At 69.8% G+C, this 14,648-nt stretch carries 12 protein-coding genes and 1 pseudogene; 7 read left to right on the top strand and 6 right to left on the bottom strand.

Going from position 1 to position 14,648, the window contains the following annotated elements; all coding sequences use genetic code 11:
- Window positions 1-31: 31 nt before the first annotated feature.
- Together E1161_RS09600 and E1161_RS09595 are read right to left on the bottom strand one after the other, a co-directional pair.
- Window positions 32-667 carry an MBL fold metallo-hydrolase gene (locus E1161_RS09600; protein ID WP_132621758.1) on the bottom strand — a complete coding sequence of 212 codons (636 nt, stop codon included), beginning with the start codon at window positions 665-667 and terminating at the stop codon, window positions 32-34.
- A gap of 111 nt (window positions 668-778) precedes the next feature.
- Window positions 779-1,192: a hypothetical protein gene (locus E1161_RS09595; protein WP_132621756.1), complete on the bottom strand. Its 414-nt coding sequence runs from the start codon at window positions 1,190-1,192 to the stop codon at window positions 779-781.
- Between the two features lie 235 nt (window positions 1,193-1,427).
- Here E1161_RS09595 and purS point away from each other — a divergent pair, with 235 nt between their 5' ends.
- Genes purS through purL form a run of 3 tightly spaced genes read left to right on the top strand, consistent with a single transcriptional unit; the run spans window position 1,428 to window position 4,647 of the window.
- Window positions 1,428-1,667 carry a phosphoribosylformylglycinamidine synthase subunit PurS gene (purS, locus tag E1161_RS09590; RefSeq protein ID WP_132621754.1) on the top strand — a complete coding sequence of 80 codons (240 nt, stop codon included), beginning with the start codon at window positions 1,428-1,430 and terminating at the stop codon, window positions 1,665-1,667.
- Window positions 1,664-2,341 (top strand): phosphoribosylformylglycinamidine synthase subunit PurQ, encoded by a 678-nt coding sequence (gene purQ, locus E1161_RS09585; protein WP_132621752.1) that lies wholly within the window; start codon window positions 1,664-1,666, stop codon window positions 2,339-2,341. Before purS ends, purQ begins: the two co-directional genes overlap by 4 nt.
- Before the next feature lie 35 nt (window positions 2,342-2,376).
- Window positions 2,377-4,647 carry a phosphoribosylformylglycinamidine synthase subunit PurL gene (gene purL / locus E1161_RS09580; protein ID WP_207920165.1) on the top strand — a complete coding sequence of 757 codons (2,271 nt, stop codon included), beginning with the start codon at window positions 2,377-2,379 and terminating at the stop codon, window positions 4,645-4,647.
- 15 nt (window positions 4,648-4,662) lie between these two features.
- Here the strand turns inward: purL and E1161_RS09575 are convergent, their stop codons facing one another.
- A complete protein-coding gene (locus E1161_RS09575; RefSeq protein WP_132621750.1) occupies window positions 4,663-5,646 on the bottom strand; it encodes a pentapeptide repeat-containing protein in 984 nt (327 codons plus the stop codon).
- Between the two features lie 911 nt (window positions 5,647-6,557).
- Between E1161_RS09575 and E1161_RS09570 the strand changes: the two genes are divergently transcribed.
- Window positions 6,558-8,723, top strand: coding sequence for a putative bifunctional diguanylate cyclase/phosphodiesterase (locus E1161_RS09570; RefSeq protein ID WP_207920159.1), 2,166 nt, complete (start codon window positions 6,558-6,560; stop codon window positions 8,721-8,723).
- A 12-nt stretch (window positions 8,724-8,735) separates the two neighbouring features.
- On the opposite strand, the gene E1161_RS28505 is transcribed toward E1161_RS09570, so the two are convergent.
- The 3 genes and pseudogenes from E1161_RS28505 to E1161_RS09560 all read right to left on the bottom strand — a co-directional run bounded on the left by E1161_RS28505 (window position 8,736) and on the right by E1161_RS09560 (window position 11,415).
- Window positions 8,736-9,161, bottom strand: a complete 426-nt coding sequence (locus tag E1161_RS28505) for a glycoside hydrolase family 15 protein (RefSeq protein WP_328591239.1) — start codon at window positions 9,159-9,161, stop codon at window positions 8,736-8,738.
- Window positions 9,162-9,268: 107 nt separating this feature from the next.
- A pseudogene (locus tag E1161_RS09565) lies at window positions 9,269-10,585 on the bottom strand (glycoside hydrolase family 15 protein); the annotation flags it as partial.
- A 254-nt stretch (window positions 10,586-10,839) separates the two neighbouring features.
- Window positions 10,840-11,415: a type VII secretion system-associated protein gene (locus E1161_RS09560; protein WP_132621748.1), complete on the bottom strand. Its 576-nt coding sequence runs from the start codon at window positions 11,413-11,415 to the stop codon at window positions 10,840-10,842.
- Between the two features lie 183 nt (window positions 11,416-11,598).
- Here E1161_RS09560 and E1161_RS09555 point away from each other — a divergent pair, with 183 nt between their 5' ends.
- The 3 genes from E1161_RS09555 (at window position 11,599) to E1161_RS09545 (ending at window position 14,534) form a co-directional block, all read left to right on the top strand.
- The gene (locus E1161_RS09555) at window positions 11,599-12,015 is read left to right on the top strand and encodes a PRC-barrel domain-containing protein (RefSeq protein WP_132621746.1); all 417 of its coding nucleotides are present in this window, start codon (window positions 11,599-11,601) and stop codon (window positions 12,013-12,015) included.
- A gap of 287 nt (window positions 12,016-12,302) precedes the next feature.
- Window positions 12,303-13,475: a S8 family peptidase gene (locus E1161_RS09550; protein WP_132621744.1), complete on the top strand. Its 1,173-nt coding sequence runs from the start codon at window positions 12,303-12,305 to the stop codon at window positions 13,473-13,475.
- A gap of 270 nt (window positions 13,476-13,745) precedes the next feature.
- Complete coding sequence (locus E1161_RS09545) at window positions 13,746-14,534, top strand: helix-turn-helix domain-containing protein (RefSeq protein WP_132621742.1); 789 nt, start codon at window positions 13,746-13,748, stop codon at window positions 14,532-14,534.
- The last annotated feature ends 114 nt before the right edge of the window (window positions 14,535-14,648 follow it).

Here is a 14,648-nt window from a genome sequence, read left to right as displayed (position 1 = left end):
CCTGACGGCTGTGATCAGAACCGCCAGGTGCCTAGACCTCGGTCGCCGAGCCCCGGGGGAGGACGTCGACCGTGGTCTCCGAGGGGCTGAGCTCTTCGAACCTGCGGTAGTGCATCGCGGGCATCGCCAGGACCGCTTCGTGGATCGGAACGGCGGCGCGCGGTGCGACGGCGCGCAGGAAGTCGACGGCCTCGGAGAGCTTGAGCCAGGGCGCGCCGGTCGGCAGGCCCAGCACGTCGACCCGCTGCTCGGGGACGTGGAACGCATCGCCCGGGTGGTAGAAGGCGCCGTGGTCGACGAGGTAGCCGATGTTGTCGACGTTCGGGATGTCCGGGTGGATCACCGCGTGCTGCCCACCGACGATGTCGATCGAAGATCCGCCCAGGTCAAGGGCATCGCCGGGCCGAGCCGTGGTAGCGGTCAGCCCCTTCTCGGCGACGACGGGAGCGCTGCCCGGGTCGACGACCAGACGGGCGTCCGGGTTGGCGGCCAGCAGCGCCGGTAGCCGGTCGAAGTCGAGGTGGTCGGGGTGCTGGTGGGTGATCAGCACGGCGTCGAGGTCGCGCAGGTCCTCGAAGTCGGTCGAGAACGCGCCCGGGTCGAGCAGCAGCTTGGCCGACCCGGTCTCCAGCAGCACGCACGCATGTCCGAAGTGGGTGATGTGCACGCGAATCCTCCTCCGCAGCGGTCGCAGCGGGCGAAACCCGCGCCCCACTCTGCCACCACCGCGCGAGGGCGGAGACCGGTGGACCCCCGAGCCCCCGGTCTCCGCCTCCAGTCACCGGACGGTGATGGTGACGCCCGGGACCGAGCCGCCGCCCACGCGTGCGTGCACCACGTACTGGCCGGGCGGGACGTCGCCGATGGTGGCGACCGCGTCGGCGCTGCCGCCGGAGTCGCGGACCACGTGGGCGACGCCCTCGTCGGCGCCCATCGGGTGCTCGGAGTCGCGGACGAACGAACCGGAGGAGATCCAGCTCAGCGCCTCCGGCCCGTGGTCGAGGTGGATCGTCAGCTGCTCACCCGGGCGCACGGCGGTGTGGTCGACGGTCAGTCCGCCGCCCTGGGCGGTGACCGTGGCGGCCGGTGCGGTTGCGGTGGTGGCCGGAGCGGCGGCGGCGATGGGCGCGGCGGTGGTCAGCGCGAGGCCGGCGAGTGCGGCTCCGGCGAGCGCGGTCTTCGAGCTGCGCATCGTGAAAATCCCCTCAGTGCGGCGAGCGATGTTGTTGATGCCCTGAGGACGTCCAACTCGGGAACAGGTTCAGACGACACCTATTTCGTGACGCGGCACACAGTTGGTGGGTGAGCTGCGACGCACGTCAGGCCCCTGCTCGGAGGGGTGAACGCCCAGCTCAGTTACGCTGCGCAGGTACTGCTGGCCATCCGCCGGTACCGGCGGATCTGCACGGAAACCGGGAGCAGCACCCGTGGCCCGAGTCGTTGTCGACGTCATGCCGAAGCAGGAGATCCTCGATCCGCAGGGACAGGCGGTGGCCAACGCGCTGCCCCGTCTCGGGTTCGACGGCATCACCGAAGTCCGCCAGGGAAAGCGGTTCGAGCTGGAGGTCGCCGACGACGTCGACGACGCCACGCTCGCCAACATCGCTGAAACGTTGCTGGCCAACCCCGTGATCGAGGACTTCGTCGTGCGCCGGGTGGAAGCATGAGCGCGAAGATCGGCATCATCACCTTCCCCGGCACGCTCGACGACGTCGACGCCGCGCGCGCGGTCCGCCGCGCCGGTGGCGAGGCCGTCGCCCTGTGGCACGCCGACCACGACCTCAAGGGCGTCGACGCCGTGGTCGTGCCCGGCGGCTTCTCCTACGGCGACTACCTGCGCTGCGGCGCGATCGCCAAGTTCGCGCCGGTGATGACCGAGGTCATCGTCGCCGCGGGCAAGGGGATGCCGGTGCTCGGCGTGTGCAACGGCTTCCAGATCTTGTGCGAAACCGGGCTGCTGCCCGGCGTGCTGACCCGCAACGCGGGCCTGCACTACGTGTGCCGCGACCAGTGGCTGAAGGTGGAGAACAACTCCAGCGCCTGGACCACTCGCTACGACGCCGGCGCCGAGCTGCTCATCCCGATCAAGCACGGCGAGGGCAACTACGTGGCCGACGAGGCCGTGCTCGACCAGCTCGAAGGCGACGGCCGCGTGCTGTTCCGCTACGCCGGTGAGAACCCGAACGGGTCGCGGCGCGACATCGCGGGCATCACCGACGCGCGCGGGCGGATCGCGGGCATGATGCCGCACCCCGAGCACGCGATCGACCCGCTGACCGGGCCCACCGACGACGGCCTCGGCATGTTCCTGTCCGCTCTGGATTCTTTGGTGGCAGCGTGACCGACACGATCGACACGGCCGGTGGAGCCGGCCACATCGACTCCGTCGACCGGGCGAAGGCCTCTCCGGACGTCGACCAGCCGTTCCGCGAGCTGGGCCTGAAGGACGACGAGTACCAGCGGATCCGCGAGATCCTCGGCCGCCGGCCCACCGAGGCCGAGCTGGCGATGTACTCGGTGATGTGGAGCGAGCACTGCTCCTACAAGTCCTCGAAGGTCCACCTCAAGTACTTCGGCGAGACCACCACCGACGAGATGCGCGCCAAGATGCTCGCCGGCATCGGCGAGAACGCCGGCGTGGTCGACATCGGCGACGGCTGGGCGGTCACCTTCAAGCTGGAGAGCCACAACCACCCGTCCTACGTCGAGCCCTACCAGGGCGCGGCCACGGGGGTGGGCGGCATCGTCCGCGACATCATGGCGATGGGCGCCCGCCCGGTCGCCGTCGCCGACCCGCTGCGCTTCGGCCCCGCCGATGCCCCGGACACCAAGCGCGTCCTGCCGGGCATCGTCGCCGGAGTCGGCGGCTACGGGAACTGCCTGGGTCTGCCCAACATCGGCGGCGAGGTCGTCTTCGACGAGTCCTACGCCGGAAACCCGCTGGTCAACGCCATGTGCGTCGGCGTGATGAAGACCGAGGACCTGCACCTCGCGCACGCCTCCGGCAAGGGCAACAAGATCATCCTCTTCGGCGCGCGCACCGGCCTCGACGGCATCGGCGGCGTGTCCGTGCTGGCCTCGGAGACCTTCGACGGCGACGAGAGCGCGGGCGGCCGCAAGAAGCTGCCCAGCGTGCAGGTCGGCGACCCGTTCGCCGAGAAGGTGCTCATCGAGTGCTGCCTGGACCTGTACCACTCGGGCCTGGTCGTGGGCATCCAGGACCTCGGCGGCGCCGGGCTGTCCTGCGCGACCTCCGAGCTGGCGGCGGCCGGTGACGGTGGCATGCGCGTCGACCTGGACCAGGTCCCGCTGCGCGCCGCCGGCATGAACGCTGCGGAGATCCTCTCCAGCGAGTCCCAGGAGCGCATGTGCGCCGTCGTGGATCCGTCCAAGGTTGACGAGTTCATGAAGGTCTGCCAGAAGTGGGACGTCACGGCCAACGTCATCGGTGAGGTCACCGACGGCGAGAACCTCGAGATCCACTGGCAGGACGAGCTCGTCGTCGACGTGCCGCCGCGGACCGTGGCCCACCACGGTCCGGTCTACCAGCGTCCCGTCGAGCGGCCGGGCGAGCAGGACCTCATCGCCGCCGACAACGCCAACACCCTGGCCCGTCCGTCCACTTCGGACGAGCTGCGGGAGACCATCCTGACGATGGCCGCCTCGCCGAACCTGTGCTCGCGCGCGTGGGTCACCGACCAGTACGACCGCTACGTTCGGGGCAACACCGTGCTGGCCCAGCCATCCGACGGCGGCGTGCTGCGCATCGACGAGGAGACCGGTCGCGGCATCGCGATCGCCACCGACTGCAACGCCCGCTACACCCGGCTCGACCCGTACACGGGTGCGCAGCTGGCGCTGGCGGAGGCGTACCGCAACGTGGCCACGACCGGTGCCACCCCGACGGCCGTCACCAACTGCCTGAACTTCGGCTCGCCCGAGGACCCCGGCGTGATGTGGCAGTTCCAGCAGGCGGTGCGTGGCCTGGCCGACGCCTGCGCCGAGCTGGGCATCCCGGTCACCGGTGGCAACGTCAGCTTCTACAACCAGACCGGTCAGCAGGCGATCCTGCCGACTCCGGTCGTCGGCGTGCTCGGCACGATCGACGACGTCGCCCGCCGCATCCCCACCGGAATCGGTGGCGAGGAGGGCGAGACGCTGATCCTGCTCGGCGAGACGCGCGAGGAGTTCGGCGGTTCGGAGTGGGCCCGCGTGGCGCACGACCACCTCGGCGGCACGCCGCCGGAGGTCGACCTGGCCCGCGAGAAGCTGCTGGCCGAGATCCTGCTCGCGGGTTCCCGCGACGGCATGATCTCCGCGGCGCACGACCTCTCCGAGGGCGGTCTGGCGCAGGCGTTGGTCGAGACGACGCTGGTCGGCGAGTGCGGTGCACGCGTGGTGCTGCCGGAGGACGCGGACCCGTTCGTCCAGCTGTTCTCCGAGTCCGCCGGTCGTGTCCTCGTCGCGGTCCCGCGTTCCGAGGAGCAGCGGTTCACCGACATGTGCACCGCCCGCAGCCTGCCGTGGGCCAAGGTCGGCGTCGCCGACGCGGGCTCGAACTCCCTGGACATCCAGGACGTCACCGAGATCCCGCTGCCGGAGCTGCGCGAGGCCTGGGAAGGAACCCTGCCCAAGCTGTTCGGCTGAGGACCGGAAGTCCGCTCACTCAGGAGCCCCGACCGCGATGGTCGGGGCTCCTGTCGTTCCGGTCAGGTCTGGAGCCTGCTCGAAGACGACGCCGTCGAAGTCCGACCGCCCTTCGAACGTCGAACCGGCCAGCGTCACCTCGTCGGTGAAGGTGCTGCCGGAGAACTTCACGGGCCCGTGGAACGTGCTTCGCTGGCAGCGCACCGGGCCGCCGAAGTGCACGCCGCTGAACCACGCGCGGCGGTGGAACACCGCGTCGTCGCAGCGGAACCTGCCGCTGAGCCTTCCGGTGCCGAAGGCGCTGCCGGTGAAGTAGACGTTGCCGTGGAAGGCGCTGCGGCTGAGGTTGTTGCTGCTGAACAGGTGCGCGTGGCGCAGCAGGACGGTGCCGACCTTGCGGTCGGACAGCTCGAAGTACTCCAGCGTCGCCCCGGTCAGATCGAGGTCGAAGGCCGGTTCGTCGGCGTCGTCCGCGCCGGGCAGCAGCTCGGTGATCAGCCGCTGCGCGGTCAGCCGCACCTGCAGCTGCCGCTCGGCGTCGTCTGCCTCCTCCGGCTCCCAGCGCTGCGACGACGAGTAGCGCGGGTGCTGGAAGGGGCGGCGCAGGTAGGAGCAGAGCACGTCGAGGACGGTCTGGGTGTAGTCGCGATTGCTGCGCGCCAGGCCTGCCAGCGCGTGCAGCGCACCCACCCTGACCTGGTCGGTCTCGTGCCCCAGCAGCTCGACCGCGCGGGCGAATCGCTCATCGGCGACGCGGTCGCGGTCCAGGTCGGCGCGGCGGCTCTCCAGGGACTGCCGCTGCTCCTCGACTCGCCGCCGCCGATCGTTGAGCCACAGCGCGTACAGCGCGACCACCGATCCAGCCGCAAGCCCACCGGTCCGCAGAGCGTCCGCCCCGGTGGTGCGCGGGTCGAACACCAACAACGCCACGCTCACCCCGCACAGCACGAGGATCGCGAGCGCGATCGTCAGAACCAACCCGACCCTGCGTTCACCCATGTCAGTGATCCTCCCCGAATCGCGATCACCGGACGACCTCCTCCCGCGCCGCGCTGACCGGCTTCCCCGTGTTCCGCCCCCGATCACGACCGTGTTCGGGGTTCCCTTCGGGGCGGGTCAGCCGTGGGCCAGGGCTTGGAGGCCTGCCATGGGGCCGTTGGAGGTGTTCTGTCCAGGGGGTCTGAGCTGTGCTGCCAGAAGGTCCACAGCAGCCAGCCGCGGGGGGGGGGAGTTCGCCGGGGCTGTCGGCGTAGCGGGCCGTGCACAGCGGGTTGGTGGTGCCGAAGGATCCGGAGACGCACTGGTTCCACCAGTTCGTCCTCGTGCAGATGACCGGGTAGCGGCCGGTGCGCGCGTGGTAGGTGTCGCTGCGGATCTGCGATCCCAGCGTCGCGTTGCCCTCGACGGCAGGACGCGCCTGAGCCGGAGCGGTGAGCACCGAGCACGCCGGTGCAACCACCATGACCAGGCTGAGCGACCGCGTGCAGTCATCGTGGCCTCGCATTCACGAATGGTCGTGGAGCATGTCGAGCGACTACGCATCGGTGCCCCGGAAGTGTGGCGAACGCTTTTCGATGGCTGTAGGTGCTGTGTTAGCTTTTGACCGGATCGGCTCAATCCGTACAGCTGCGGGGCACCGAACAGGGGTTATGGCGAAGAATTGCCAGCGCAACCTCTAGGGGTGGGTTGAGCGTCCAACAGCGGAGGGTTCGAACTCCGTCGCGGTTCATCGACGAACTGATCGCGTACGGTAGCGGTACTTCGTCCACCGGCCACGCGGATGGCCGCCCGACACAGGTGTCGCGACTGCTCCGGGTGCCGTACATGATGTTCGACCGCCGAGCTCAACCGGTCGTATGCTCCGACGAGGAACGGCCCAGGCTAGGACGACGAGTGGAGGGCGCCCAGGCATGACTGGCTGGACCGCGCCGGTGCCCAGCGCTCATGAGGTGGTCGCCGAGGTGAACCGAACGGACCGACGACGCTTCGCCGCGGTCTGGGCGCAGGCGCTGATGGGAACCAGCTACGTGCCGATGACCAGCGCCGAGGTCGAAGGCCGTCTGCAGGGTTACACCGACCGCCTGGTCGACGCGCTGGTCGGCGAACCCTTCGACGCCTCGCCCGCCCGCTCGGTGGGCGCAGACCTGGTCGGCGTGCACTTCACCAGCTCCGAGTCGCTGGCCCGCACCGTCGAGCTCATCGGAGACGAGATGCTCGACGTGCTGCGGCTCGGCGACGACCCGGTGTGGCGCAAGCGCGTGGCCGCGCTGCAAGCGGCGCTGTGCTCCGGGTTCGTGCAGGCCGCGCGCAAGCGCACGCTCGACGAGCAGGAAGCCATCCGGCAGGCCGTGCTCGACGCGCGCGACGCCGTCGAGCTGGCGTTGCGCACCAGCGAGGCCCGCTTCCGCGCGATCTTCTCCGAGGCCGCCATCGGCATCGGCATCGCCGACATCGACGGCCGGATCCTGGAGGTCAACGCGTCGCTGGCGCGCATCCTGGGCCGCTCCTCCGACGACATCCGCCGGATGCACGTCCCGGACATGGTGCACCCCGCCGACTCGGAGCGGATGTGGCGGCTCTACGACGAGCTGTTGCGTGGCGAGCGCGAGCACTTCAGGGTGGAGAAGCAGTTCTCCCGGCCCAGCGGCAAGACGGTGTGGACCGAGCTGTTCGTCTCCCTGATCCGCGATGACGAAGGCAAGCCGCTCTACCAGGTCGCCCTGATCGAGGACGTCACCGACCGTCGCGAGCTGCAGGAACGGCTGCGGTACCAGGCGATGCACGATCCGCTGACGGCGTTGCCGAACAGGGCTCTGTTCCTCGACCGCCTGGGGTCGGTCCTCAGGCGGTACGACCCCGACGACCGGATCGCGCTGTGCTACATGGACCTCGACGGCTTCAAGGTCATCAACGACAGCCTCGGCCACCACGTCGGCGACGAACTGCTGGTGACCGTCGCCGAGCGGCTCGCCGCGGCGGTGCACGGCGACGACCGGCTGGTCGCGCGGATGGGCGGGGACGAGTTCGTCATCCTGCTGCAGGAGTCCACTGGAACCGAGCAGGCGGTCGAGGTCGCGGAGAAGGTGCTGTCGGTCATCGATGAGCCGATCCGCATCGACGGCCACGAGCTGACCGTCTCGGCCAGCGTCGGCATCGTCGAGCGGAACGTCGACGGGCAGACCGCCGCCGAGCTGATGCGCGACGCCGACGTGACGCTGTACTGGGCGAAGTCCGACGGCAAGGGCCGATGGGCGCAGTTCGACGCGGAGCGCAATGCCAACGAGGTCGCCAGGCTGCGGCTGGGGGCGTCGATGCCCGCAGCGCTGGAACGCGACGAGTTCTACGTGGACTACCAGCCGCTCATCGGGCTGCGGGACAGCTCAGTGGTCGGGGTCGAGGCGCTGGTGCGCTGGGCGCATCCGGATCTCGGCAGGCTCGGGCCGGACAAGTTCATCGGGCTCGCCGAGGAGACCGGGCTGATCGTCCCGCTCGGCCGGTGGGTGCTGCACGAGGCGTGCGAGCAGGCCAAGAGGTGGCAGGACCGGTTCGGCGACTCGGCACCGTTCGTCAGCGTGAACCTCGCGGTCCGGCAGTCGCGCGACCCGGAACTGGTCCGCGACGTCGCCGAGATCCTGGAGGAGACGGGTCTCGCCCCGCATCGGCTCCAGCTGGAGCTGACCGAGAGCACGATCATGTCCACTGCCGACGAGCCGCTGGACAAGCTGCGCGCGCTGTCGCGGATGGGCGTGCGCATCGCCATCGACGACTTCGGCACCGGCTACTCCAACCTCGCCTACCTGCGGCACCTCCCGGTGCACGAGCTCAAGATCGCCGGCTCGTTCATGGAGGGCCTGCGGGACGCCGAGCGCGCCGACCCGGTCGACGCCCGCATCGTCGGCACCCTCGTCGACCTCGCCCACACGCTCGGCCTCACGGTCACCGCCGAGGGCGTGGAGACCCAGGCCCAGGCCCGCCGCATGGCCGAGATCGGCTGCGAGACCGGTCAGGGCTACCTCTGGGCCAAACCCGGTGATCCCCAGACCGTCACCGACTACATCTCCTCCCACCTGGACTGAGCGGCCGAGGCGTCAGGTGCCGTCCCCGTTGCGGCGGGACTTCTGCTCCCGCGTGCGTCCGCCGTAGAGGACCGCCGCCGAGTTGACCAGCGCGAGGTGGCTGAACGCCTGCGGGAAGTTGCCGGTGAAGCAGCCGCTCTCGGCGTCGAACTCCTCGGAGTAGAGACCGACGTCGTTGGCCATCTCGACGAGTTCGGTGAACATCCGCTCCGCCTCCTCGCGCCGACCGCAGTAGACCAGCGCGTCGACCATCCAGAACGAGCAGGCCAGGAACGAACCCTCCCGCCCGGCCAAGCCGTCGACCTCGTTCGCCTCGTCGGTGGTCGTGTAGCGGTCGACCAGCACACCGTGCTGGAGCTCGCGCTGGATGGCCTCGACGGTGCTGCGCATCCGCTCGTCGTCGCCGGAGAGGAAACCGACCGCGGGCAGCAGCAGCACCGAGGCGTCCAGCGAGGTTCCGCCGTAGAACTGGGTAACGCGCGGATCTCGGGGTTCCACGCGCGCCGCAGCACCTCCTCGCGGACCTCGTCGCGCAGCTCCCGCCAGTGCTCGACCGGTCCCGGCAGCCCGTCCTCCTCGGCGCCGCGCACCGCGCGGTCGAAGGCGACCCACACCATCACCTGCGAGTGCGTGAAGTGCCGGTCCGGCCCGCGCACCTCCCACAGGCCGCGATCGGGTTCCCGCCAGATCCGCTCCAGGTGGGCGAGCATGCCGCGCTGCAACGCCCACGAGTCCTCGCTCTCCACCAATCCGCGTTCGCGGGCCAGGTGCAGCGCGTCCATCACCTCGCCGTAGACGTCCAGCTGCCGCTGCCGGTAGGCGGCGTTGCCGACCCGGACGGGGCTCGTGTCCCGGTACCCGCGCAGCCAGTCCGCTTCCCACTCGATCAGGTGCCGTTCGCCGCCGACGCCGTACATGATCTGCAGGTCGGCGGGGTCGCCGGCCACGGAGCGGACCAGCCAGCGTCGCCACGCCTCGGCTTCGGAGGTGCAGCCGAGGTCGTCGAGGGCGAGCAGCACCAGCGTCGCGTCGCGGAGCCAGCAGTAGCGGTAGTCCCAATTGCGCTTGCCGGGAACGGCTTCCGGCAGCGAGGTGGTGGGGGCGGCGACGATGCCCCCGGTCGGGGCGTAGATCAGCGCCTTGAGCGTGGCCAGCGAGCGGCGCACGGCCTTCGGGTAGGGCCCGTCGTAGACGATCTTGGCGGACCAGTCCCGCCAGAACCCCTCGCACTCCAGCAGTTCCTGCTCCGGGTCCATCGGCGCTGGCAGTTCGTCGGGGTCCGACGCCCACTGCAGCACCCAGGACATGCGCTGACCGGCGGAGATGGTTCCGGTGTGGCGGTGGGCTCGTTCGCCGTCGACCCGGGTGGGCAGTTCTTCGCCGCGCAGCACGACGGTGTTCGGACCGGCGATGCCCAGGACGTACTCGTCGAGCACCGGCTCGGTCTCGCTGACCCGCCGCACCCACGGCACCGAATCGCCGTAGTCGAAGCGCAGCACCCAGTCGAGCTGGAAGCCGACCTCCCCGGACACGCCCTCGACGATCCGCACCACGCACGGCTCGTCGTGCTGGTTCACCTCGTGCGGCGGCATGAAGTCGATCAGCCGCAGCACGCCGGAGTCGGTGCGGAACTCGGTTTCCAGCACCAGGGAGTTGTCCCGGTACCGGCGGCGCACCTCGCGCACCGGCTCGGTCGGGGCGATCGACCAGCGGCCCTCACCGCCCAGCAGTCGCGCGAAGCAGGCGGGGGCGTCGAAGCGCGGCAGGCACAACCAGTCGAGGGATCCGTCCTTGCCGATGAGCGCGGCCGTCCGCAGGTCGGACAGGAGCGCGTAGTCCTCGATCAGGCCCGGTCCGGTCATTCCGCCGACCCTAGGTTCGACTAGAGCGACCGGCCATCCGCCGATCGAGTCTCGACGGCAACCGGCGAAGCCGGTCCCTCCTCACCCCACCCTCGTAGCGGGCACCGCGGGTTCTGAGCGCCTTCGTGGCGAGCACACCGCGAACGCCGCGCGTGCCCACCTCGGGGGTGAGCGGAGGACATCAAGGGTGGCGCGCGGAGCCCACGAAGCCGCTCACGTTCCCCTGCCCGCACCCCCGAGCGAGGTGAGTGGCCTCATCGACCTCGTTCTTCGGCGAACTGGACGAGTACGCCGTTGGGGATCACGGCCTGGACGGCTTCGTGCAGGTTGAGGCCGAGGTCGTAGCCGCCGAGGACGTCGGGGAGCCAGGAGCCGGGAACAGTGCGGTAGCCCGGCCAGTCTTCGGGAACCCGCGCGGCGGAGGTGCAGGCCGGGACCAGCGTGGTGCCGTCGGACATCTCGGCGGTGTAGACGTTGCGGTCGTCGGCCGACGGCGCGTAGAGCATCACCTCGCCGTCCAGCACGGCCTGCGGCAGGTCGTCCTCCGGGCGCTCGCCGTCGGCGATCTCGTCGAGCACGCGCTCCAGGTCGTTGCTCGGCTCCGGCCGGTGCAGCATCAGGTCCGAGGGGACGTACTGCTCGTTGAACTGGAATTCCTCGTCGATCACGCCGTTCTCATCGATCCGGTAAGCACCGACGACGCCCTCCGGCGGCATGTCGCCCTCTTCGTCCTGGGCGTAGCCCGGGTCGGCGATGTACAGCCAGGTGTTCGGGTTCTCCTGGGCGTGCGCCCGCATCTCGTCGGTGATCGGCGGCGTGGGTTCGGTCATGAGGATCGAGGCTCCGTTAGCTCGGCTGGACAAGAACACGCCCCGCGACTGCCGAGCGTTCCCGTTGAAGGGTCCCATTCTTCGCCGGGCGTGGTCCGAAGAGGTCAGTCCGCCGTTCTGAGGTGCCGCCCCGCGCGAGGAAGGGGGAAACTTGGTTCCCGGGCTTTGCGGGAGGGGTGCTCGATGATCGGTCAGCGGGAAGCGTTGCGCATGTTCGGGTGCGAGGTCTTCGATCCGGCGGGGCAGCGAATCGGCATCGTGGGGCAGCTGTTCATCGACGACGACACCGAACAACCCGCGTGGATCACGGTTCAAACCGGTCTGTTCGGCACGAACGAGAGCTTCGTGCCGCTCGACGGCGCCGCTTTCGACGGCGACACGGTCACCGTCTCGGTCGGCAAGGAGGCCGTCCGCCAGGCGCCTCGGGTGGATCTGGACAAGGGCGACCTGCCGCTGGCGACAGAACGGGCGCTGTACCGCTACTACGGGATGACCTACGGCGTGGATCCCGAGTCGGCCGACGGCGATTCCGAGCAGTCCGACGAGTACGTCGAGTCGGTGCGGCTGCGGTTGCGGCGCTGGGTAGCCACCACCCGCTAGAGCGGCCGCCCTCCGTTATGTTGAGTACTCAGCGTTATGGCTACCTGTGGGTAACAACTGGGAAATCCGGCGATCGCCGGGCCGTTCAGCCCCTTGCGCTTGCGGGAGTTTCAGCTGCTCATTCCCGGTAAGCCCGGTCCGGTTGGGAACGCGTTAACCCCAACGTCCGATTGTTTGGCGCAAAATCGCCAACGTCGCCCATACGAGTGCACTCGCTGGTTACGTTCCGCTCTGAAACACCTCCGCTCGGCCCCACCCGAGCGGAACCGCTCGAAGGAGGGGAACGCATGAGGAAGCTGCTCTTCGGCACCGGGGCAGGGGTTGCCGCGGCGGCGCTCGTGTTCGCCGGAGCTCCCGCCGGCGCACAGCCGCAGGTCGAACTCGCCCCGCTGACCCTGCACCCGCAGGCCCAGTCCAGGGACACCGCGGACGTCTACATCGTCAACCTCGAGGACGGCATCGCCCCGCAGGGCGTCGCCGAGGAGCTGGGCGTCCAGGCCCGGCACACCTACACCAAGTCGATCAACGGCTTCTCGGCCAAGCTCAACCCCGAGCAGCTGGAGAAGGTCCGGGCCAGCGACAAGGTCCAGAACATCTCGCAGAGCTACCGCATGGCGGTTGAGCCCAACGTCAAGCCGGCCGCCGTCGGTTCGTGGGGCCTGGACCGCATCGACCAGCCGGCCCTGCCGCTGGACGACACCTACGCCCCCACCGGCAAGGGTGAGGGCGTGACCGCTTACATCATCGACACCGGCATCGCGCCCGACCACCCCGACTTCGGCGGTCGCGCCTCGGTCGGCTTCGACGCCACCGGTGGCGACGGCCTCGACAAGCAGGGCCACGGCACGCACGTCGCCGGCACCATCGGCTCCAACACCTACGGCGTCGCCCCGGCCGTCAAGCTCGTCGGCGTCCGAGTCCTCGACGACCAGGGTCAGGGCACCACCGAGTCCGTCGTCGGCGGCATCGACTGGGTCGCGCAGAACCACGACGAGAACTCCGTCGCCAACATGTCGCTGGGTGGTCCGAAGGACCCGGCCCTCGACGAGGCGGCCACCAACCTGGTCAACAGCGGCGTGTTCCTCGCCGTTGCCGCCGGCAACGAGGCGCAGGACGCAGAGCAGGTGTCCCCGGCCAGTGCTGAGGGCGTGTTCACCACGGCCGCGTCGGACAACACCGACACCTCCGCGGAGTTCACCAACTTCGGCGCCACCGTTGAGGGCTACGCCCCCGGCGTGGACATCGTCTCCACCGTTCCCGGTGGCAGCACCGAGGCGATGAGCGGCACCTCGATGGCCAGCCCGCACGTGGCCGGCGTCGGCGCGCTGTTCCTGGGCGCCAACCCGGGCACCGCTCCGGCCGACGTCATCAAGGGCCTGCAGGGCCAGGCGTCCGCGGGTGTCGTGCAGGGAGCCCCGCAGGGCACCCTCGCCGACCTCCTGCAGATCGGCGACCTGTGATCGCCTGACGCGGTAGAGCGCCATCGCGGGCCCTTCCTGAGCGCTTCAGGGAGGGCCCGCGCTGCGTGGAGGCGCTGCTTCCGGGGGTATCGGGGCTCCGCTGATCGGGCGCAAGCACGTTCGTCGCCCAACTTGTCCGGCGAAAGTCGGTTCCGGCGGTTGTTCCCGGTAGATACGTTGCCCACAACAGGGGGAGCTCAGTGTCCATTGCGGTGCCCGTGCCTGATCGCGAGGCGGGCGTCGCCGGGGCACATCGAGGAGGGATGTGCCGTGTTACCCGGATACACCGAGGAACTGACCAAGCCGCCGACCGGGGTGGCCGAGCCGGGCGCACCGGAACAGCTCAGCCAGCGCGCCGTGCAGGCGCAGGTCGCATCGGTCACCCGAGCGGCTCGGACGCAGGCGGGCAGCGGCGGAGTGCTGCAGGTCGTGCACGGGGCCAAGCGGGTCGGCTGGGCGGCTTACGAGCTGCAGGCCAGCGCCACGCACCTGGTGCAGGGCGTCGCCAAGCCGCCCTACGCGCAGACCGGCACGCTGGACTCGCTGGAGTCGCGCAAGCTCGCCGAAGGCGTGCGCTACCAGGTGCTCTACGACCGCTCCGCGCTGGCTCGTCCGCCGCAGCTGGACATCACGACCAAACTCGTGGCACTGGGCGAGCAGGCGCGGGTGATCCACGTGGCGCCCACCAAGCTGATCATGGTGGACAACGAGATCGCGTTGATGCCGCTGACCGTCACCGAGACCTCGGTGGAGAGCGCGGTCGTCGTGCGCAGCTCGGCGATGCTGGCGGCGATCGCACGCATCTTCGAGGACCTGTGGCGCTGCGCGGCGCCGTTCACGGCCAACCAGGACCTCGACGGCAACGAGCTGCGGCCCACCGAGGAGGAGCGGTGGATCCTGTCGTTGCTGGCCTCGGGCGCCACCGATGACACCATCGGCCGGCTGATGGGCTTCAGCGCTCGCACCGCGCACCGCCGGGTGCGTGAGCTGATCTCGCGGCTCGGCGTCGAGACGCGGTTCCAAGCCGGGATGCAGGCGGTCAAGCTCGGCTGGCTGTGAATCGATCAGGCGTCTCGGTGCCGGTCCTGCACATGTGAGCACCGGCACCGAGGCGCACGATCGGGCGTTCCAGAGTCCGAGGAGCTCTTGAACGAAATCTCTTTTGCCCGGTCA

The organism is Saccharopolyspora aridisoli (assembly GCF_004348445.1).
Taxonomy (GTDB): Bacteria; Actinomycetota; Actinomycetes; order Mycobacteriales; family Pseudonocardiaceae; genus Saccharopolyspora; species Saccharopolyspora aridisoli.
Note: the sequence above shows the minus strand (reverse complement) of the source record. Positions and strands in the feature narration are given on the sequence as shown.

Bases quoted from the DNA above. Each gene is read 5' to 3' on its own strand.
- E1161_RS09595 (WP_132621756.1), bottom strand. From the start codon at position 1,192: ATGCGCAGCTCGAAGACCGCGCTCGCCGGAGCCGCACTCGCCGGCCTC.
- purQ (WP_132621752.1), top strand. From the start codon at position 1,664: ATGAGCGCGAAGATCGGCATCATCACCTTCCCCGGCACGCTCGACGAC.
- E1161_RS09575 (WP_132621750.1), bottom strand. From the start codon at position 5,646: ATGGGTGAACGCAGGGTCGGGTTGGTTCTGACGATCGCGCTCGCGATC.
- E1161_RS09570 (WP_207920159.1), top strand. From the start codon at position 6,558: ATGACTGGCTGGACCGCGCCGGTGCCCAGCGCTCATGAGGTGGTCGCC.
- E1161_RS09560 (WP_132621748.1), bottom strand. From the start codon at position 11,415: ATGACCGAACCCACGCCGCCGATCACCGACGAGATGCGGGCGCACGCC.
- E1161_RS09555 (WP_132621746.1), top strand. From the start codon at position 11,599: ATGATCGGTCAGCGGGAAGCGTTGCGCATGTTCGGGTGCGAGGTCTTC.
- E1161_RS09550 (WP_132621744.1), top strand. From the start codon at position 12,303: ATGAGGAAGCTGCTCTTCGGCACCGGGGCAGGGGTTGCCGCGGCGGCG.